18 protein-coding genes and 2 tRNA genes are annotated in these 19,261 nt (G+C 50.4%); 6 read left to right on the top strand and 14 right to left on the bottom strand.

Annotated features, from left to right (window positions below):
- Positions 1-97: 97 nt before the first annotated feature.
- The 4 genes from pykF to GE278_12775 all read right to left on the bottom strand — a co-directional run bounded on the left by pykF (position 98) and on the right by GE278_12775 (position 3,844).
- On the bottom strand, positions 98-1,510 hold the full coding sequence (pykF, locus tag GE278_12790; protein QLK61591.1) for a pyruvate kinase PykF: 1,413 nt from the start codon (positions 1,508-1,510) through the stop codon (positions 98-100).
- A gap of 567 nt (positions 1,511-2,077) precedes the next feature.
- Positions 2,078-2,154: transfer RNA gene (locus tag GE278_12785), tRNA-Val, on the bottom strand.
- A 28-nt stretch (positions 2,155-2,182) separates the two neighbouring features.
- A tRNA-Val gene (locus tag GE278_12780) sits at positions 2,183-2,259 on the bottom strand.
- A gap of 211 nt (positions 2,260-2,470) precedes the next feature.
- Positions 2,471-3,844 carry an MATE family efflux transporter gene (locus tag GE278_12775; GenBank protein ID QLK61590.1) on the bottom strand — a complete coding sequence of 458 codons (1,374 nt, stop codon included), beginning with the start codon at positions 3,842-3,844 and terminating at the stop codon, positions 2,471-2,473.
- 254 nt (positions 3,845-4,098) lie between these two features.
- On the opposite strand from GE278_12775, the gene GE278_12770 reads away from it, so the two are divergent.
- Positions 4,099-4,752 (top strand): riboflavin synthase subunit alpha, encoded by a 654-nt coding sequence (locus tag GE278_12770; GenBank protein ID QLK61589.1) that lies wholly within the window; start codon positions 4,099-4,101, stop codon positions 4,750-4,752.
- A 79-nt stretch (positions 4,753-4,831) separates the two neighbouring features.
- Here the strand turns inward: GE278_12770 and GE278_12765 are convergent, their stop codons facing one another.
- Positions 4,832-5,983 carry a cyclopropane fatty acyl phospholipid synthase gene (locus tag GE278_12765; GenBank protein ID QLK61588.1) on the bottom strand — a complete coding sequence of 384 codons (1,152 nt, stop codon included), beginning with the start codon at positions 5,981-5,983 and terminating at the stop codon, positions 4,832-4,834.
- 361 nt (positions 5,984-6,344) lie between these two features.
- A complete protein-coding gene (locus tag GE278_12760) occupies positions 6,345-7,544 on the bottom strand; it encodes a Bcr/CflA family multidrug efflux MFS transporter (protein ID QLK61587.1) in 1,200 nt (399 codons plus the stop codon).
- A gap of 136 nt (positions 7,545-7,680) precedes the next feature.
- On the opposite strand from GE278_12760, the gene GE278_12755 reads away from it, so the two are divergent.
- Positions 7,681-8,583 carry a LysR family transcriptional regulator gene (locus GE278_12755; protein ID QLK61586.1) on the top strand — a complete coding sequence of 301 codons (903 nt, stop codon included), beginning with the start codon at positions 7,681-7,683 and terminating at the stop codon, positions 8,581-8,583.
- 58 nt (positions 8,584-8,641) lie between these two features.
- Here GE278_12755 and purR read toward each other — a convergent pair whose 3' ends face one another.
- Entirely contained in the window at positions 8,642-9,667 is a 1,026-nt protein-coding gene (gene purR, locus GE278_12750; protein ID QLK61585.1) for an HTH-type transcriptional repressor PurR, read from the bottom strand.
- A gap of 333 nt (positions 9,668-10,000) precedes the next feature.
- Between purR and ynhF the strand changes: the two genes are divergently transcribed.
- The gene (gene ynhF / locus GE278_12745) at positions 10,001-10,090 is read left to right on the top strand and encodes a YnhF family membrane protein (GenBank protein QLK61584.1); all 90 of its coding nucleotides are present in this window, start codon (positions 10,001-10,003) and stop codon (positions 10,088-10,090) included.
- 176 nt (positions 10,091-10,266) lie between these two features.
- On the opposite strand, the gene GE278_12740 is transcribed toward ynhF, so the two are convergent.
- Positions 10,267-11,181, bottom strand: a complete 915-nt coding sequence (locus tag GE278_12740) for a hydrolase (protein ID QLK61583.1) — start codon at positions 11,179-11,181, stop codon at positions 10,267-10,269.
- A 462-nt stretch (positions 11,182-11,643) separates the two neighbouring features.
- Between GE278_12740 and GE278_12735 the strand changes: the two genes are divergently transcribed.
- Positions 11,644-11,991 carry a Grx4 family monothiol glutaredoxin gene (locus tag GE278_12735; protein ID QLK61582.1) on the top strand — a complete coding sequence of 116 codons (348 nt, stop codon included), beginning with the start codon at positions 11,644-11,646 and terminating at the stop codon, positions 11,989-11,991.
- 102 nt (positions 11,992-12,093) lie between these two features.
- Here GE278_12735 and GE278_12730 read toward each other — a convergent pair whose 3' ends face one another.
- The 3 genes from GE278_12730 to nemA all read right to left on the bottom strand — a co-directional run bounded on the left by GE278_12730 (position 12,094) and on the right by nemA (position 14,572).
- Complete coding sequence (locus tag GE278_12730) at positions 12,094-12,810, bottom strand: ribonuclease T (GenBank protein ID QLK63287.1); 717 nt, start codon at positions 12,808-12,810, stop codon at positions 12,094-12,096.
- Positions 12,811-12,913: 103 nt separating this feature from the next.
- Complete coding sequence (gene gloA / locus GE278_12725) at positions 12,914-13,321, bottom strand: lactoylglutathione lyase (GenBank protein ID QLK61581.1); 408 nt, start codon at positions 13,319-13,321, stop codon at positions 12,914-12,916.
- A 159-nt stretch (positions 13,322-13,480) separates the two neighbouring features.
- Positions 13,481-14,572 (bottom strand): N-ethylmaleimide reductase, encoded by a 1,092-nt coding sequence (gene nemA, locus GE278_12720; GenBank protein QLK61580.1) that lies wholly within the window; start codon positions 14,570-14,572, stop codon positions 13,481-13,483.
- A 200-nt stretch (positions 14,573-14,772) separates the two neighbouring features.
- Here nemA and GE278_12715 point away from each other — a divergent pair, with 200 nt between their 5' ends.
- Together GE278_12715 and GE278_12710 are read left to right on the top strand one after the other, a co-directional pair.
- Positions 14,773-15,012 (top strand): DUF1289 domain-containing protein, encoded by a 240-nt coding sequence (locus tag GE278_12715; GenBank protein ID QLK61579.1) that lies wholly within the window; start codon positions 14,773-14,775, stop codon positions 15,010-15,012.
- Between the two features lie 117 nt (positions 15,013-15,129).
- Positions 15,130-16,026, top strand: a complete 897-nt coding sequence (locus GE278_12710; protein ID QLK61578.1) for an oxidoreductase — start codon at positions 15,130-15,132, stop codon at positions 16,024-16,026.
- An 18-nt stretch (positions 16,027-16,044) separates the two neighbouring features.
- Here GE278_12710 and GE278_12705 read toward each other — a convergent pair whose 3' ends face one another.
- From GE278_12705 to GE278_12695, 3 genes are read right to left on the bottom strand one after another with little or no spacing between them, the layout of a single operon-like run.
- The gene (locus tag GE278_12705) at positions 16,045-18,096 is read right to left on the bottom strand and encodes an FUSC family protein (GenBank protein QLK61577.1); all 2,052 of its coding nucleotides are present in this window, start codon (positions 18,094-18,096) and stop codon (positions 16,045-16,047) included.
- 8 nt (positions 18,097-18,104) lie between these two features.
- Positions 18,105-18,962, bottom strand: a complete 858-nt coding sequence (locus GE278_12700; protein ID QLK61576.1) for an efflux RND transporter periplasmic adaptor subunit — start codon at positions 18,960-18,962, stop codon at positions 18,105-18,107.
- A 2-nt stretch (positions 18,963-18,964) separates the two neighbouring features.
- Positions 18,965-19,189: a DUF1656 domain-containing protein gene (locus GE278_12695; protein ID QLK63286.1), complete on the bottom strand. Its 225-nt coding sequence runs from the start codon at positions 19,187-19,189 to the stop codon at positions 18,965-18,967.
- Positions 19,190-19,261 lie beyond the last annotated feature (72 nt).

Here is a 19,261-nt window from a genome sequence, read left to right as displayed (position 1 = left end):
CATTCTGTTTTCTGCATTTTTTAAGAAAAAAGAGGCTTTTCGAAAAAATAAACGCCACGGTATGCAGCGTTTATTCGTGCTCTGGGTCACGTTTTAATTAAACAACGTGCACCGAAGAAGTATTGGTCGTGCCGCTCTGAACCAGTGCGCCAGAAACCATCACTACGATATCACCTTTCTGCGCTAAACCGCTTTCAATCGCCGCTTCCTTACCAATGCGATAGAAATCATCAGTAGAGGCAATTTCTTTCACCAGCTGAGTCACAACGCCTTTGGTCAGGATTAACTGACGCGCAGTGATTTCGTTAGTGGTCAGAGCCAGGATAGTCGCGTGCGGGAAGTATTTACGCACAGCTTTAGCAGATTTACCACCACTGGTTGCAACAACGATCAACGGAGCATCCAGTTTTTCGGCAGTTTCTACTGCGCCACGGCAGACGGCTTCAGTAATACGCAGTTTGCGGTTATCGTTCTGACCATCGATGCGGCTCTGCATAACGCGGTCGGTACGCGCGCAAATGGTAGCCATAATGGTCACAGCTTCCAGCGGATATTTACCTTTAGCACTTTCACCAGACAGCATCACGGCATCAGTACCGTCGATGATGGCGTTAGCAACGTCACCAGCTTCTGCGCGGGTAGGGCGTGGGTTTTTGATCATGGAATCGAGCATCTGCGTTGCGGTGATAACCACTTTGCGTGCACGGTTACATTTTTCGATCATCATCTTCTGCGCGAAAATAACTTCTTCAACCGGAATTTCAACGCCGAGGTCACCACGGGCAACCATGATGCCGTCTGAAGCTTCGAGGATTTCGTCGAAGTTGTTCAGGCCTTCCTGGTTTTCAATTTTGGAAATGATCTGGATATGCTCGCCACCGTGGATTTTCAGGTGTTCGCGAATTTCCAGAACATCAGAACGTTTACGGATGAATGAAGCAGCAACGAAGTCAACGCCTTGCTCACAACCGAAGATCAGGTCGCGTTTGTCTTTCTCAGCCAGTGCCGGCAGTGCGATAGAAACGCCTGGCAGGTTAACGCCTTTGTTTTCGCCCAGATCACCGTTGTTAAGAACTTTACAGGTCACTTCGGTTTCGGTGACGTTAGTCACTTCCATGCCGATCAGACCATCGTCCACCAGAATGGTGTTACCGATTTTCAGGTCTGCAGCAAAGCCAGCGTAGGTCACAGCAACACGTTCAGTGTTACCAATCACACTCTGGTCGGTGGTGAATGTGTAGGTCTGGCCCGCAACCAGTGCAGCATCTTTGCCGCCTTCCAGTTTCATGGTGCGGATTTCAGGACCTTTGGTGTCCAGCAGGATAGCTGCTTTATGGCCAGTCGCGGCCATCACGTTGCGGATGTTCTTAATGCGTTGACCATGCTCTTCGTAATCACCGTGAGAGAAGTTCAGACGCATTACGTTCATGCCTGCATCAAGCAGTTTGGTCAGCATTTCTTCGGATTCAGTTTTCGGTCCGATGGTACAAACAATTTTGGTCTTTTTCATGACGATTTTATCTACAAGTTGTGATGGATTGGAAACGTGTTTGCCTGACAGCATGGCTGCCCGCGCGGAATTGAAGTCTTGCCTGGTTGATCAAATCATTACTAAGCGTAGAAGACTGTGAAAGGAATGGTGTAGTTAGTTCAGCCAAAGCATAGCGATTAGTGCGATTTAAGATCGCTACGGGAGTGGTCACGCTTTTATAAGTGCGATATCGACAGATCAAGGGGCTGAAACCATTCAATCGAAGAGACGATGCATATTATAGAGGGGAACGAGGTGGGAAACCAAATAAAAAACGTGATAATGCGCAAGCTTAGGGCAGATGACTGAGCGTTGTTGCGCAAACATCCAAAGCGGGCAGCGAGGAAATCACAGGCATAACAGTTTCGTTACGTGACTTTCGAAAATGCTACAAAGACGAAATAAGCCGATCAAGAGGCCAATGAGCGTACTGAGTCTGTCGATGTTATGTCGCAGAGAGCGGGTGTAAAAGATAGTGGGGAAATGAAAGAGTTTAAATCAGAAAGGCACATCAGAGGAAAAGTTGAGATATGTAAGAAGAGTTGCTGGTGCGTCCGAGTGGACTCGAACCACCGACCCCCACCATGTCAAGGTGGTGCTCTAACCAACTGAGCTACGGACGCACATCATGCAACGGTACAGCTTCGAAATTGGTGCGTCCGAGTGGACTCGAACCACCGACCCCCACCATGTCAAGGTGGTGCTCTAACCAACTGAGCTACGGACGCATCGTTTTCTTTCTTGTCAGCCAGTGTTGGCGACGGGGACGAATATTAACGACGTCTCTGAAGGCTGGCAAGGGAAAAAAGACATTTTTCTTTCATAATGTGCGCGACTGACGAGCTTATGCGCATTGCGTTGTTTTTTTAGGCATAACGGCCGTCAGGAAGGGAGAAAAGGCGAAGCGCGATGAATAATTCAACGCGCGGCACAGTAAAACTATCGGCCAGCCTTTTGCAAAATCGTGAATGAAGACTGCTTCTGTAACCAGCGCATACGGAACGTCATCATCACGGCGGCAAACGTCAGCCCCAGAATAAATCCGCACCAGAACCCGCTAGGCCCCATCCTTGGCACAAGTAAATCGGTCAGCCCGAGCATATATCCGACCGGCAATCCCAGCACCCAATAGGCGACAAACGTAATATAGAAGATAGAACGCGTGTCTTTATAGCCGCGCAGAATGCCACTGCCGATGACCTGAATGGCATCTGAAATCTGGAACAAAGCCGCAAATATCAGAAGATGGGAGGCCAGCATTACAACTTCAGGGCTGTCGTTATAAAGTGCGGCAATATGTTCGCGGAAGATAATTGCCGTTGAGGCTGTACAGCAGGCCATGATAATACCGGTGAAGAGACTGGTGTAAGCAGCCACTTTGGCACCATCGACCGAGGATTTCCCCAACTGCGAACCAACGCGGATCGTCGCGGCCACGCCGAGCGATAGGGGGACGACAAACATCAGCGAGCCGACGTTCAGCGCAATCTGGTGGCTGGCTACTGCCACAATCCCCAGTGGTGAAACCAGCAGGGCGACGATGGCAAACAGTGTCACTTCAAAAAATAGCGCCAGCGCGATAGGCATACCGAGCTGGGTCAGGCGGCGTAACGTAGGCCAGTCGGGCCTGGCGAAGCGTGTCGGTGGAACGATATCCCGCATCGTGTAATTACGGCGTACGTAAAAGCGCATCATAAAGAACATAACCCAATACACCGTACCCGTTGCGACGCCGCAACCGACGCCGCCAAGCGCGGGCGCACCGAACTTGCCATAGATGAATATGTAGTTAACGGGAATATTGACCAGCAGGCCGATAAAGCCAAAGACCATGCCCGGTTTCGTTTTCGACAAACCTTCACATTGATCGCGCAGCACCTGGAAGAATAGATAGCCCGGTGCGCCCCACATAATTGCGCGTAAATAGCCGACTGCTTTTTCTTTCAGTTCCGGATCGATGTTATGCATCAGGCCGATAATCTGATCGCAGTGATACAGCACAGCGATGATCAGCACGGAAACACCTGAGGCCAGCCAGAACCCTTGCTGAACCTGATGACCGATTTTATCCCGTCGGCCTGCGCCATTGAGATGGGCAATAGTCGGCGTCAGCGACAGTAATAAGCCGTGTCCAAATAAGATAGCCGGTAACCAGATGGAGGTCCCGACGGCGACGGCGGCCATGTCTGTTGCGCTGACTGAACCGGCCATGATCGTGTCGACCACGCCCATAGAGGTCTGAGCTATTTGCGCCAGGATGACTGGAATGGCAAGCGCTAATAAAACCCGCGCTTCTGCAAGGTACTTCTGCACAGATACACCTTTATTTTTGATTATATTGGATAAAAAAACGCCATATCAGGTGGCATTAAAGACGAGAGAATAGCCCGAAGATTGTACCGCTTCCTTTTTTTTAAGCAAACGATGCTGTTAATGGCCGGTTAAATAATGATATCCGATCAGCCAGTGCTATTTGTGCCGTGCAGATTTGGCTTTCAATTAAATCTGCGGCAAACTGACGTCAGCGTTGTCTTAATACAACAGAATTCAGCATTGAGGAAAGGGCTATGTTTACCGGAATTGTTCAGGGAACCGGAACGGTGGTGTCGATTGACGAAAAACCGAATTTCCGTACCCATATTGTTCGCATGCCAGAGGATATGCTGGATAATCTCCAGCTGGGGGCATCTGTATCGCACAATGGCTGTTGCCTGACGGTGACGGAAGTACAGGGCGACCTGGTCAGTTTTGACCTGATGAAAGAAACGCTCCGTCTGACCAATCTCGGCGATGTAAACGTCGGCGACCAGGTCAATCTGGAACGGGCTGCGCGGTTTAATGATGAGATCGGCGGCCATTTAATGTCGGGCCATATTATTTGTACGGCAGAAGTTGCCAAAATTCTGACATCAGAAAATAACCGTCAAATCTGGTTCCGGATGCCACATGAAGATTTGATGAAATATGTATTACATAAAGGTTATATCGGTATCGACGGTATTAGTCTGACCATCGGCGAAGTGACCCGCACCCGTTTCTGCGTGCATTTAATTCCTGAAACGCTACAGCGAACGACATTAGGCACTAAGCGTCTCGGTGACAAAATTAATATCGAAATAGATCCGCAAACTCAGGCGATTGTCGATACCGTAGAACGCGTGTTAGAAAGTCGCGAAGCAGCTATTGCCACCGCGAAGGCGATGATCGAAAAAACGGAATAAATCTTTTCTGCCGTCATTAATACAAAGAAAAACCGGACACTAAAGGCTGTCCGGTTTTTGTATGCGTATATTTGTCGTTTTAACGCGGAACGCGGATACCACCGTCCACACCCTGCGGGCTGAATACCACCTGCCACAGCTGAATGTCGCGCGCGCGGAAAGCACCGGCGCAGGCGTTGAGGTAATAGGTGAACATCCGGTGGAAGCGGTCACCGTAACGTTCGGCAAGTTGCGGCCAGTGCAGCTGGAAGCGTTCGTGCCATGCCATCAGTGTGCGGTCATAATCTGCCCCAATATTGTGCCAGTCTTCCATCACAAACAGGGATTCGCTGGTGTGCGCAATCTGTTGAATAGAAGGCAGGCAGCCATTAGGAAAGATGTATTTATCGATCCACGGATCCACGCTCAGATCTGTTTTATTCGAACCGATGGTGTGCAGCAGGAAAATACCGTCCGGTTTAATATTGCGTTTGGCAACGTTGAAGTAGGTCTGGTAATTCTTCGGCCCAACGTGTTCAAACATACCGACGGAAACGATGCGGTCAAACTGATCGTTCAAATCACGATAATCTTGCAAAAGAATGGTGACATCCAACCCTTCGCAGCGATCCTGCGCGAGTTTTTGCTGTTCGGCAGAAATCGTCACACCCACCACGCTGACCCCATAATGGCGCGCTGCATACTCAGATAATCCGCCCCAACCACAACCAATATCCAGTAAACGCAGGCCCGGTTTTAATTGCAGCTTGTCGCAGATCATTTTGAGTTTGGCTTCCTGTGCCTCCTCAAGGGTGGTGGCATCTTTCCAGTAGCCGCAGGAATATTGCATATAAGGGTCGAGCATGAGTGTAAATAAATCATTGCCCAAATCGTAATGCTCTTTACCTACAATCCACGCGCGCTTGCGGGATTGTAGATTCAGAATGCGTGCAGCTGCGATACGAAGTGTGTCTTTAAAATGGCGGGGAAGTTTATCTTCTAAACCGGCTCGCAATACACGCTGAAAAAAGATATCCAGGCGTTCACACTCCCACCAGCCGTCCATATAACTTTCACCCAAACCCAGAGAACCTTCCTGCAAAACACGCTTGAAGAAGTCAGTGTTTTTTACTTTAAGGTCAAAAGGGCGGTTTCCATTAATCCGGATGTCTGCGGAGGATAACATTTCGCTGACGATCCGATACCACTGATTATCCTGAATGCTTTGATCTTCTATACACGATGAACTCATAGCTTCTCCATCACTTTCTCTTCTGACTTATTAACCTGCCGGGAAAAGCAAAGGCTATTTTGCAGGTCTTTATGAGAACAGACGACTAAGCGCCTCGTCCGATATTCGACACCAACAGAGGAAATTTAGAAGAACACCCGCAAGCCAAAAGGGTTGCAGGCCAATCATCCTTGAAATAATAGTGTGACGCACTCCGCGGGACACACAAAAGCTTGTAATAAAAATTTTGTAAAAGTGTTATTTTTAGAGGTTTTATTGAGTATAGGCTCGACTGCATGCATTCTCAATAGTTAATCGCTTTGTATATTAATGACCTTTAAGTGATTGTAACTAAAGGTCATTATCGCGATCGGTGAGTATGTTATGCTTCAGCTTCCTGCGGGGGTTCGTCCACACATCCTTGTTGTTTTACTTGCCATTGTGACAGCCAGCGACCCAAAACTACCAACACTATTGTAGACAGCATGGTGGTAACTGTCGCCATCAGAGGATGCGCAATAAATGCGGAAACCATCAGACTGGCGATAAAACACAAGCCTAACTGAAGTGTATTTTGCAACGCAGCAGCTTTGCCTGTATTAGCAGGAAATGGCATTAATGCATTTGCGACAACAATTGGATAGATTGCGCCATTCACCAAAGCCATGAGACAGAACGGAATCAACAAGCCCACCAACCCGGCATCGGTGAACATCGCGATAACGAAAAGCCAGACCACGCTAAGGCAGTATCCCGCCAGCAACCACGGCAGAATTCTATTGCCATCCAGTTTACTAATCAGCATCCTGCAACCAAAACCCCCCAGCAGGAAGGCGATCGTTTGCGGAACGTAACTCAGGCCGATGACCGCGGGCGAGTAACCCATATCGCTTAAAATAAACGGAGAGCCGGTTAGCCAGGCGAAGAAACCGGCAGAGCAGGTGGCGTAAATCATCACATTACCCGTGTAAATGCGGGATTTCAGTAACGTGCCAAAGCCGGCTTTGCTTTCAGGCGGATGTTCCACGGGTTTGTTTTCACGCAGAGTCAGCGTGGTGATAACCAGAAGCACCGCTACCACGGTCAGCAGGGCGAAAATCGCTTCCCAGTCAAAATGATTCAGTACCCATGCGCCAAGCAGTGGGGCCAGCGCGGGGGAAAGTGCAACCAGTGGCATGATACTGGCAAATGTTTTCTTCGCCACGTCCGCTGAGAAACGGTCAACGACGATCGCCTGCCAGGTGACAGCGGCCGCACAAACCCCCATCGCCTGCAAAAAACGCAGCGCCAGAAGAGCGCGGACATTTTCCACCCACAGAACGCCAAGACAGCCGATGGCAAACAGCGTCAGGCCGAGCAGCAGCACCGGTTTACGGCCTATCCGATCGGAGAGCGGTCCCCAGAGGAGTTGTCCGATGGCGAAACCGCCGAGGAAAATACTCAGGCTGGCGCTTATCATGCCGGGACTGGTCATCAGGCTGGTTTGCATTGCGCTAAATGCAGGCAAATACATATCGGTAGCTAAAAAGCCGAGCATGCTCAATCCGGCGAGATAGAGCATAAATCCAAAGGAGGGTTTCATTTTCGTCTCATTAATGTGTTTATTGCAGATGATATGACGCAGAAATAGGTTCGGATGCGGAGTTTAACGCTTTGATAACAGTCTTGTGAAACGCTAATATTTGCAGTCTGCTATCAAAAAAATTGAAGGCTAACCGATGTGGTCAGAATATGCACTTGACGTGGTGGATGCAGTAGCACGAACTGGCAGTTTCAGCGCGGCGGCGCAAGATCTGCACCGTGTACCTTCTGCTATCAGCTATACCGTCCGTCAGCTCGAACAATGGCTTGCCGTTCCGCTGTTTGAAAGGCGGCATCGCGATGTGGTACTGACTCCTGCAGGTAAGGTTTTTGTTGATGAGGCGCGGATTCTGACAAAAAAAATGATAGCCACTCGCCGTCAGTGTCAGCAGGTAGCGAACGGCTGGCGCGGCGAGTTGCGTGTGGCGGTGGACAGGATAGTAAAACCAGCCAGAACACGACGTCTGGTGCTGGATTTTTACCGGCATTTCCCTGATACCGAATTGATTATCCACTCGGAAGTGTTTAACGGCGTGTGGGATGCGCTGGTGGATGGACGTGCGGACGTGGCTATCGGGGCAACGCGCGCCGTGCCGGTCGGCGGGCGCTTCAGCTTTCGCGACATGGGCTTTATGGACTGGCACTGTGTGGTCAGCCCGCAGCATCCGCTGGCGCAACATACCGGTGCGCTAAACGACGAGCAACTGCGCCCTTATCCGGCCCTGTGTCTTGAAGATACTTCGCGGACCTTACCTAAGCGCGATACCTGGACGCTGGATAACCAACGGCGTCTGGTGGTGCCCGACTGGACCTGTGCTCTGGAGTGTCTGACCGAGGGATTATGCGTAGGAATGATGCCGGTCCATCGCGTCATGCCCTGGATTGAGCAACAGAAATTACAGATCCTTTCGCTGGAGAACCGCTTCCCGGACAGCCCGTGCTGCCTGACGTGGGATCAAAGCAATGCATCACCATCGCTGGCGTGGCTGTTGGAATACATGGGAGATACGGAAACGATGAATCAGGAGTGGCTGCGTTAGGGGGATGACGGAGAGTTTTAAAGTAAAACGCCTGCAACGGGGCAGGCGTTTAGCGCTTTTAACGGCGATAGTCGCGGAAAGGACCATCAGCAACCGAGCGGCGTTCGACCAGTTTAGGGTGTACCTCGATGGTCTGCGATTCTTCGCGTTTGCTGACGATGCGATCGAGCAACATTGTGAAGGCCATTTCGCCCAGACGCTCTTTTGGCTGATGCACCGTGGTTAGCGCAGGTGAGAAGTAACGGGCATTGCGCACGTTATCATAGCCGATAACGGAAATGTCCTGCGGAACGCGCAAACCAAACTCATCGGCAGCACAAATCGCGCCCATCGCCATGACGTCACCGCCACAGAAAACGGCAGTAGGGCGTTGCTTTTGCATCAGGATTTTCTGCATCGCCTGATAACCTGACTCGGGTTCGAAATCTCCCTGAACGACCCATTCTTCACGTAAAGGAATATTGGCTTCCTTCAGTGCTTTGACAAAACCCTGGAAGCGGCCACCGCCGGTATTACGCGCCAACTGCCCCGGGATGACACCGATATCGCGATGGCCGCGTTCAATCAGATAGCGTCCGGCCATGTAACCACCCTCGAACGCATTATCGATGATGCTGTCGGTGAAGTTTTTACGCGCTTCGCCCCAGTCCATTACGACCATCGGGATTGACCGGTATTCTTCCAGCATATTCAGCAATTCATCAGGATATTCCGCACACATGACCAGCAAACCATCGACACGTTTTTGTGCCAGCATTGCCAGATAGGCCTGCTGCTTATCCAGATTGTTGTGGGAGTTACACAAAATCAACGTATAGCCTTTGGAGAAACAGCTGTTTTCCACGGCTTCAATCACTTCGGCAAAATAGGGCGCTTCGCTCGACGTCGCCAGCAGGCCGATCGTTTTAGTGTTATTGACCTTCAGGCTGCGTGCGACGGCGCTTGGTGAGTAGTGCAAGTCTTTAATGGCCAGCAGAACCGCGGCTTTGGTGTCTTCGGCGACGAAACGTGTTTTATTGATGACGTGCGACACGGTTGTAGTGGAAACGCCAGCGCGCTTTGCGACATCTTTAATCGTTGCCATGTAAGGAATGACTCCTGAACTCACGTGTTTCAGCACGTTAGCATTATGTTAATCGTTTGCTTGCGTGGATTACACTGTGAGCTTATAAAAAGACAGTGTAATCGTTGGATGAGTTCGTCAAAGTGAGGCGTAAAGCACTCTCGGGAGAAATCGACCGGCACACAGGCGTGGTAACCGACAATTTTCTCTTATAATGCAGGAAAGTGGAAGTATTATTGTGGGTTATCGCGCATGAATCAACGCGGGATTTTAGCAGTGAAGTATGAGAAAATGTGTTGGCACACATTTAGTGTGGCTTAATGAAACGCCACAATTGATCTGTAAGGGGGTTTTATGGACCGCAATTTAAAATTGTCATTAATCACCACGGTTTGCGCTTTGCTCGTGATCGTCGCTTTCAGCTTTACCGCAGTGATGAACTAAAAGTCGCGAGAGTTGCCGTCAGTGAAGCAATAAAAAGGGCGATTACCTGTTACAGGAATCGCCCTTTTCAATTTTACGCAGTGACCTTTACCGCCGATACTCTTCCCTGCAGAAACGCTTCGTTAAATGCTATTCAATGGCTGATTAGCGAAACTTCAGACTTAACGAACTGTTTATTATCGGATCGTTTTCGGGGTCATTACCCGACGTGCGCCTACGTAATGGTCTTGCCAGTAATCATCGCCCAGTGAGGTGATTTTGATGTCTTCACCGGTACGCGGAGACTGAATAAATTTGCCGTTTCCGACGTAAACCCCGACGTGGTCTGCAGCTCCGCGGTTATTGATCCGAAAGAACACCAGATCGCCAGATTCCAGTTCACCGCGTTTCACCGGCGCTGCATCGCGCAGGTGGTACATTTCGTTGGCTGTGCGCGGCATCTTAATGCGAATCAAATCTTTGTAGGCGTAATAGACTAAACCACTGCAGTCGAATCCGGTATTAGGTGAGGTGCCACCCCAGCGATAAGGTTTACCGACCTGATGCATCAACTTGGTCATCGCCGTTTGCTGCGCATGCTGATAACGTTTCTTATGCGTCGCGCTTAATGTAATTGGCTTGCCGTCTTCTTCGGTTAACTTTTTACCTTTGCGGTGTCGACCATAGGCTTCTTTCTTGCTGGCCTTCGTCGTGGTGTCTTTCGCCAGAGACCGGGTTTTAGATTTCTTATCGGCTTTACTCTCGGCCCGCGTGGTCTTGAGTGTTTTTTCTTTTTTGCTCTCAGCCCTGGTTTCGGCCCGTGTTGTTTTTAGTGTTTTTACTGAAGATGTATTTCGCTTCACCAGTTCTGTGCTTTTGACTCTCTTCTTCGCATTTTTTTTGTGACTCTGTTGTTCTTTGACCGGTGTCACTTTGGTTTTTTTCGCAGTTTTGGCAGCAACCGTTTTTCGCTTTCGGCGTTCTTCAGGGGTCACCTGATTAACGTGACTCTTTTTCTGATCGGCCGTAACACGAGTCTGAGGTGACGCCTGGGCTATATTCAAAAATAGCTGGGTAAAGAGCAGCACAAAAAGCGTGAACAGTAAGCGCATAGCTTCGTTACCATGAGTGGTTAGGTTAAACATCAGAGATGTCAGAGTATTGCCTAAAAGAACCAGACAAAACAGCACGATTTGCCTAGATTCTAGAACATATTGTGAGAAAAAGTTAATAGCTTTTTTTATGCTGAAATAAACGCCATTTTTAGTTAGAAAAATAACCAGTTTTCAGTATGTTAATATTCAAGTTAAACCATAACGAATTGCAAATCCGGTGTTAACCCGGCCGCTAAAAATGTTATTCTCGATGAATCTTTTATTTTGTGAGCCCGAACGCAAGCACCGAAAATTGTGTAATAAAATGCCAGTATTGCGAAAGACCCTGCAAAAAATGGCGTTTTTATCTGACAGCTGCCATCGTTACAATAGAGGGTAGTGTGATTGAGCACCGTTTTTGAGTGCTGCGCGTGAAGAGTAATGACCGTGACAGCCTGTACCGGCTTGAGGAAGCAAGAAATGACCACTCCTACTATTGAAAAAATTCAGAAGCAAGTTTCTGAAAACCCGATTCTGCTGTACATGAAAGGTTCTCCAAAACTGCCAAGCTGCGGTTTTTCTGCACAGGCTGTGCAAGCGCTGTCTGCCTGTGGCGAACGCTTTGCGTACGTTGATATTTTGCAGAACCCAGACATCCGCGCAGAGATGCCTAAGTTTGCTAACTGGCCAACGTTCCCGCAACTGTGGGTGGATGGTGAGCTGGTTGGCGGTTGTGACATCGTTATTGAGATGTATCAGCGTGGCGAACTGCAACAGCTGATTAAAGAAACGGCTGAGAAATACAAATCTTCTGAATCTGAAGAGTAATCAGTACAAGTCATTAGCTGCCAAAAGGCTGTGAATGAAATGGAAAAGAGCGACATTATGTCGCTCTTTTTGTTTTTATACGTGTTGCGCTTATCGGCAACTTTACTGCTGATTTTCTTGCGATGCGGTCTCGTCTTCCTGCTCATCGGCACTCATCGCCAGCGGCCAGCCACCCAGACGTTTCCAGCGGTTCACCAGCTCGCAGAACAGTTCTGCGGTGCGCTCGGTGTCATACAAGGCGGAATGCGCCTGACTGCTGTCGAAAACCATTCCCGCACTGATGCAGGCTTTTGCCAGCACAGTCTGCCCTAGAACCAGACCGCTTAAGGCGGCGGTATCGAATGTGGCAAACGGATGGAACGGATTACGTTTTAGTCCGGCGCGTTCGGCAGCGGCCATCAGGAAGCTGTGATCGAAATTGGCGTTATGCGCCACGATGATCGCCCGGTTGCAGTTCTGCTCTTTCATCCCTTTACGGATAACTTTGAAAATCTCATGCAGGGCATCGTATTCACTGACCGCGCCGCGCAGCGGATTGGTTGGGTCGATCCCGTTAAAAGCCAGCGCCTCGGGCACCAGAATAGAGCCTTCAAACGGCTCGACGTGAAAATGCACGGTTTCGTCGCTTTCCAGCCAGCCGTCTTCATCCATCTTCAGCGTGATGGCTGCGATTTCCAGCAGCGCATCAGTTTTGGCATTAAACCCGGCAGTTTCTACGTCGATCACTACGGGATAAAAACCACGGAAACGGCCTTTCAGCGCGTTAATGTCACTATTTTCGGCCATTAGTTTCTTATCTTCATCGAATTCAGCGCACATTATGACAAATTTTGCCGCTACTTGCAGGCGTGAGGTAAACATTCGGCAATAAAGCGGGCAATAAAAAGGGCGCTTTCGCGCCCTGAAGCCGGGTCGTAACGTATCAGTTGCCCAGACCCTGGCCTGCGTGTTTGGATTCGATCAGCTCTATTTTATAGCCATCCGGATCTTCCACAAACGCGATAATAGTGGAGCCGCCTTTGACCGGGCCCGCTTCACGGGTAACTTTGCCACCTGCGTTGCGTATGTCGTCGCAGGTTTGTGCCACGTTATCGACGCCTAATGCGATGTGACCGTAGGCAGTGCCGAGGTCATAGCTGTCAACGCCCCAGTTGTAGGTTAGCTCGATGACTGCGCCTTCGCTTTCATCGGTGTAACCGACAAACGCCAGAGAATATTTGTATTCGGTATTTTCACTGGTACGCAGCAGGCGCATACCTAAAACATCAGTGTAAAAGCTGATAGCACGTTGCAGATCGCCGACGCGAAGCATGGTATGGAGTAAACGCATAGGTTCCTCTTTATTTGCAGGATGAGAATAATCAGGTTCAGCCTAACCGATAGCGGCGGTTTTGTCTGTAAAACACAGAACAGGTGCTGAATCACTGAACAAAAAAAGGCGACCGGAGGGTATCGGTCGCCTGCAAGTGGAGACTACTTATTAAAATTATTAAAGCGTTGGGTAATCCGTATACCCCTGGGCGTCGCCGCCGTAGAAGGTTTCCGGTTTTGGCTCATTAAGCGGGGCATGAGATTTCAGACGCTCCACCAGATCCGGGTTTGCAATGTAACTGCGGCCAAAGGCCACGGCGTCGATATAACCTTTTTCGATAAGCTCTTCGCCTTTTTCCGCGGTATAAGCGCCGGCACCCACAATAACGCCCTGATAATGCGCGCGGATCACTTCGCGCAATTCCGTGGTGTAAGGTTTACCACCTGCCCAGTCTGGTTCGGAAATATGCAGATATGCCAGTTTACGTTTGTTCAATTCGTCCAGCAGATAGATGGCTGCCTGCACCTGATCTTCACCGTTATCCAGGCCGTTGAACGGGCCCAGCGGGGAAATACGGATACCCACGCGGTCTGCGCCGATTGCTTCAATCGCCGCGTCAACCACTTCCAGTGTCAGGCGGGTACGGTTCTCGATGCTGCCGCCGTACTGGTCTTCACGCAGGTTTGAAGCCGGAGACATGAACTGGTGCAACAAATAGCCGTGCGCCGCATGCAGCTCGATGTAATCGAAACCGGCTTCTGCGGAATAAGCTGCTGACTGACGGAAATCATTGATGATGCCTGGGATCTCACTCAGCTCCAGCGCACGCGGCGTCGGGCAGTCGACGCGGATTGCGTTGCCTTGCTCGTCGCGCAGACTGGTACGGGTGTTTGGGTTTACAGCAGATGCTGAAACTGGCGTCTGATTGTCTGGCTGAACGCTGTTATGAGATATGCGGCCGGTGTGCCAAAGCTGAACGGCGATGTGACCGTTTTTATCGTGAACGCCCGCAACGATTTTTTTCCACGCAGCAACTTGTTCCGGCGTGTGCAGACCCGGTGCGCCCGCGTAACCTTTTGCCTGGAAAGAGACCTGAGTGGCTTCGGTGATGATCAGGCCAGAGCTGTGGCGCTGCGCGTAATACTCGCCCATCAGTGGCGTCGGAATATCACCCGGTTCAATGCTACGCAGACGGGTCAGGGGAGCCATAAAGACGCGGTTCGGTAAGGTGTTTTTGCCGACAACAATCGGGGAGAAAAGCTTAGTCATTTCAGTAACTCCGAGGTTAATGGATCGATCGGTATGAGGTGAAGAAAAGGGCTCTGCACCATACGACCTTCGTTATATGGGTACTTTTTAACGTATCTGCCCCGTCTCTGACTACGCGCAAGGTGCCTTTTTATAAATCACCTTGCGGGATGGCGAGAAAACGTCTTGAATGAAAGCTCACCGTTATTTGCGGAGGGTATGTGGCTCAACAGCTCGAGTTCTTTGAAATCCCCAGTCCCTGTCGTGGCATTTGTCAGGCCGATGAGCGGGGCTATTGTCGTGGTTGCCAGCGCAGCCGCGATGAGCGTTTTGGCTGGATTAAAATGACCGATACCGAGAAACGCCACGTGCTGCGTTTGTGCCAGCAGCGCTTATTGCGTCAGCAGCGTGCCGGAAAATTACCGAATGAGCCTCTGCCTGAACAGCCTGAGCTTTTTTAATCACCAAAGCGGGCATTCCCGTTTCACTTCCTGTTCATTCTGCCTGTCAGCATCAATACAGCGCGCCGGTCGTTGTGTATTCTGTGGGTCGAAAATACCAAAAATAAGGAAATCATCATGGATCCACGTACTCCTCTGTCGCCGCAAGGCCCGATTTTCTCAAAGCTGATTTGTGGCTACTGGCGTCTGATGGAATGGGACATGACGCCACAGCAGCTTCTGACGTTCATGGAGCAACATATCGAGCTGGGCATCACCACCGCCGATCACGCAGATATTTACGGCGGTTATCAGTGCGAAGCGGCATTCGGTGAGGCGTTGCGGCTCAAACCTGCGCTGCGTGAGCAGATGCAACTGGTCAGCAAATGTGGTATCGCGACTACGGCTGATCCTGCAAATAAAATCGGCCACTACATTACCGATACGCAGTACATCATCAAACGCGCTGAAAAATCTCTGAGCAATCTGCAAACCGATCATCTGGATTTACTGCTGATCCATCGCCCGGATCCGCTGATGGATGCGGACGAAGTGGCTGAAGCTTTCACGCAGTTGCACAAAAGTGGCAAAGTGAAACACTTCGGTGTCTCTAACTTCACGCCCGCGCAATTCAGTCTGCTGCAATCACGCCTGCCGTTCACGCTGGTGACTAATCAGGTAGAAATTTCCCCGATCCATCAGCCTGCAATCCTCGACGGTACGTTAGATCTTTGCCAACAGTTACGCATCAAACCGATGGCATGGTCATGTCTGGGCGGTGGCCGTCTGTTTAGTGATGCCGAATTCCAGCCGTTGCGTGATGAACTTCAGAATGTGGCGAATGAAATCGGTGCCGATAATATCGAGCAGGTAGTGTATGCGTGGATTATGCGTCTGCCGTCTGAGCCGTTGCCGATCATCGGTTCCGGTAAAATTGAGCGTGTGAAAGCGGCTTACAAATCGTTGTCGCTGGAAATGACCCGCCAACAGTGGTTCCGAATTCGCAAAGCAGCGCTGGGCTACGACGTTCCGTAACCCATCGCTGTTTGACGGTCAGGCAGGTTTTGCAGAGGTTATCGCAGGACCGGCCGGACCGTCATCCGTCGAAATCGCCTGTTGCAGCTGCGACAGCGAACAGTATAACCGCCAGATAACTCCCGCCAGCTCTCGCGCCGCCGGCTCAGGATGATGCGCCAGTGAATTGCTCATGCGCAACAACTCCGCCAGCGTCGCATCCAGATTCTCGTGGCTCACGCCGCGTTCCGTCATCACGCCTTTCAGACAATGAATACAGACGTCACGCACCGCAGAGAGCGGATCTGAGCGGGTTTCCCATTCGCGCAGCTGCCAGACAATGTGGCTGCAGTTGAGCAGCACTACGCCCCAGCGCAGCAGCCAGGTCCGGGACAGCTGGTCTTTACTCTGATTGAGCTGGTTCATACGATGGTAAATCAGCGATTCAAACTGGAAATGACTCAGCGACGGCTTGCGGCTGAGCTGATCCATAAAGTCCCGACGCAGCGCACGAATAATGCGGCGACTTTTACGCTTATCGGAACTTGGCCGCAGCACCTGAAACGCGATCCCCGCCAGCATCACGCCCGCGATTTTCGCAACGCCATCGTTCATGAATGCCCCGTAGTCGTAGTCCGGCGGGTTAGTCACCGCCAGAAACGATCCCATAAAGACGATCATCTGTCCCCATAACCCGGCATAGCGTTTGTACTGCAATTTCATCATCTGCATGGTGACCAGCAACGGCAGGAAAAATGCGCAGAAGACCCAAAAATTGTCGATCTGAATCATCAGCCCGAATTTGAGAATAAAACAGCCGATGAACAGTAAACCAAGCGATTTGATAAGCAATGTCACGCTGCTGATGGGGGAACTGGTGGAGGAGTAGAGAACACAGCTGACCGCTGTCAGCGCGACGGCGCCGGAGCCAGAATCCCACTGCGTCGTCATCCAGAACGCGCAGCCGATCACAATACACAGGAAGGTGCGCAGTCCGTTATAGGCGGCTTCTACCGTGTCGGTATGCTGGGCCAGATGGCTTATTTTTGGCGGCTGGAGCATCTCTGCTTCTGCGACGTTGGCGTTTTCCACGCGGCGCAACCAACGCTCGCTGCGCAGATACAGCCAGCAAAAATCGCGTAAGCGCATCCAGAATGCCTGATGGCGAAAATCTGCGGTATCTTTTGGTTTAATCAGTAAAAGGATTTGTGAGAGCCGGTACTTATCGGTGTTCGGCTTGCGCAGTTCGTCGAGCAAAACGTTAAGAACGGCAGTAAAATTATCCGGCGGCTGAGGCCAGTTCAGCAGCATACGGCGAAGACTGGAAATGTAGCTGGTCATACGCAGTTGCTGATGCAGCAAATAATTGAGCACATTGTTCTGGCGGCGAAGCCGATAATGGCTCCAGACGGCCTGAATGCGCAAGAGGTTCAGCGTCAGAATCTGGCCAATCATCCCCTCATGGGAACTGCGTATCTGATCATTAATTTCCGAGCTCCACAACAGTTGTGCGTGCTCCAGCAACTGAGTGTGCATTTTGCGCAGCGATGTGAGCAAGGTGTCGCCATCTGAGGTACTCGGAAGCACCATCATCATAAACCCCCCGCACAGAATGCCGGTGATCACTTCGCCAACGCGCGCCTGAGCAATATCAAATATTTGCGTCGTATCGGTGACGTTGACCGTGGAGAACGCGATGATCGCCGCCGTATAACCGGCGAGGGCGAAAGCGTAGGAGACGTTGTTTTGATAGTGGTTGGAGATGTAAGTACACAAACCCAGCCAACCTGCTATGGCGAAAGTGAACAGCCACGGCTCATTAAGACAATGACCGGCGATAAACACCGCCCCCACCGCGCCAAGCAGGCTGCCGATAATACGGCCAATACTTTTACTGATAACGCCGCCAACGGTGGGAAAGCTGACCACTGCTGCTGAGGTCAAGGCCCAGTAGGGTTCGCCCATTTGGAATTCAAAGGCGATAAGCAGTGAAAGCACCATCGCCAGGGAATTGCGCAGGGCATAGCGCCATTGGCCGCCCGTGGCTTTTCCCCACGGGGTATTTTTCCATTCCAGCCAGGAGAAGTTCACGGCGGGCCTTAATTACGAATCGAAATTGTGCAGGTGGTTCCTGCGACCAGCACAGTATGCTCCGGCACATCCTGGAGCTTAATGCGTACCGGTACTCGCTGCGCCAGACGTACCCATGGAACGTTCGGTTTGACGTTCATCAGCAGGTCATCAGAGGCATCCTGACTCTGGTCATAAATCGCCCGCCCGATGCTTTCCACCTGACCTTTCAATGGGATATTGCCGTTAAATAAGGTGATATCTGCCATCGCACCTTCACGGATATTCTTCAGCTTAGTTTCTTCGAAATAGCCCAGCACATAGAAAGAGTGGATATCCACCAGACCGACCAGCGGCGTACCGGTGGTGGCGTAATTACCCTTACGGGTTTGCAGGTTGGTTATATAACCATCGGTTGGCGCGACAATATTCGTTTTGCTCAGATTCCATTGCGCTTGCTCTAATGATGACTGCGCAGCCTGATAAGCTGCCTGCATCGCCCTGGCGCTAATATTGGATTCATCGAGCGACTCTGCTGAAATAACATTTGTGCCCAAACCACGGCGTCGAGCGGCTTCATGGTTGGCTTTGGCTAAATCTGCAGCAGCTTTCGCCAGATCGGCCTCGGCATTATTTACCGCAATTTTGAATGGCACCGGATCCAGACTGAACAGCGGATCGCCACTTTTCACGAACTGGTTGTCATGCACATTGATATTAATAATACGACCAGATACTTCCGGCGTGATATCAACAATTTCGGCCCGTACTTTACCATCACGAGTCCACGGCGATTGCATGTAGTAATTCCACATCCACCATCCGGCACATATTGCGACCGCAAAAACCAGCACTGTTGAGAAGTATTTGAGGGTTTTAAATTTCATTTTCAGAGGTTCACCATGAGCAACAGTGCAGCACAAATAGAGATCACAAAAAGTGATAAATCCATCAACGTCGGATGCCAGACTTCACCGGAATAGATCCAATCGCGCAGCACCCGATGTATCAAAAGCCAAAATACTAATCCCAGTAAAAATGCCTTGAACATAGGGGGAAAATAAAGTGAGGCACCCAGTACTAAATCGGGGAGTGGGAAGCCTGCGTGAAACATTTGCGCATTCACAATATTAATCTCTGCCAGTGATTGTGTTATAAACAACATTACCATTGGAAACAGAACTGC

Source organism: Enterobacteriaceae bacterium Kacie_13 (assembly GCA_013457415.1).
GTDB lineage: Bacteria > Pseudomonadota > Gammaproteobacteria > Enterobacterales > Enterobacteriaceae > Rahnella.
The sequence above is the reverse complement of the archived record's forward strand: the minus strand, read 5'-3'. Positions and strand labels throughout refer to the sequence as shown.

Excerpts from the sequence above, each read along its gene's own strand:
- purR (QLK61585.1), bottom strand. The coding sequence starts at position 9,667 with ATGGCAACGATTAAAGATGTCGCAAAGCGCGCTGGCGTTTCCACTACA.
- gloA (QLK61581.1), bottom strand. The coding sequence starts at position 13,321 with ATGCGTTTACTCCATACCATGCTTCGCGTCGGCGATCTGCAACGTGCT.
- GE278_12730 (QLK63287.1), bottom strand. The coding sequence starts at position 12,810 with ATGTGCGCTGAATTCGATGAAGATAAGAAACTAATGGCCGAAAATAGT.
- pykF (QLK61591.1), bottom strand. The coding sequence starts at position 1,510 with ATGAAAAAGACCAAAATTGTTTGTACCATCGGACCGAAAACTGAATCC.
- GE278_12740 (QLK61583.1), bottom strand. The coding sequence starts at position 11,181 with ATGCGCTTACTGTTCACGCTTTTTGTGCTGCTCTTTACCCAGCTATTT.
- GE278_12700 (QLK61576.1), bottom strand. The coding sequence starts at position 18,962 with ATGAAATTTAAAACCCTCAAATACTTCTCAACAGTGCTGGTTTTTGCG.
- ynhF (QLK61584.1), top strand. The coding sequence starts at position 10,001 with ATGGACCGCAATTTAAAATTGTCATTAATCACCACGGTTTGCGCTTTG.
- nemA (QLK61580.1), bottom strand. The coding sequence starts at position 14,572 with ATGACTAAGCTTTTCTCCCCGATTGTTGTCGGCAAAAACACCTTACCG.
- GE278_12755 (QLK61586.1), top strand. The coding sequence starts at position 7,681 with ATGTGGTCAGAATATGCACTTGACGTGGTGGATGCAGTAGCACGAACT.
- GE278_12710 (QLK61578.1), top strand. The coding sequence starts at position 15,130 with ATGGATCCACGTACTCCTCTGTCGCCGCAAGGCCCGATTTTCTCAAAG.
- GE278_12735 (QLK61582.1), top strand. The coding sequence starts at position 11,644 with ATGACCACTCCTACTATTGAAAAAATTCAGAAGCAAGTTTCTGAAAAC.
- GE278_12760 (QLK61587.1), bottom strand. The coding sequence starts at position 7,544 with ATGAAACCCTCCTTTGGATTTATGCTCTATCTCGCCGGATTGAGCATG.
- GE278_12695 (QLK63286.1), bottom strand. The coding sequence starts at position 19,189 with ATGTTTCACGCAGGCTTCCCACTCCCCGATTTAGTACTGGGTGCCTCA.
- GE278_12770 (QLK61589.1), top strand. The coding sequence starts at position 4,099 with ATGTTTACCGGAATTGTTCAGGGAACCGGAACGGTGGTGTCGATTGAC.
- GE278_12765 (QLK61588.1), bottom strand. The coding sequence starts at position 5,983 with ATGAGTTCATCGTGTATAGAAGATCAAAGCATTCAGGATAATCAGTGG.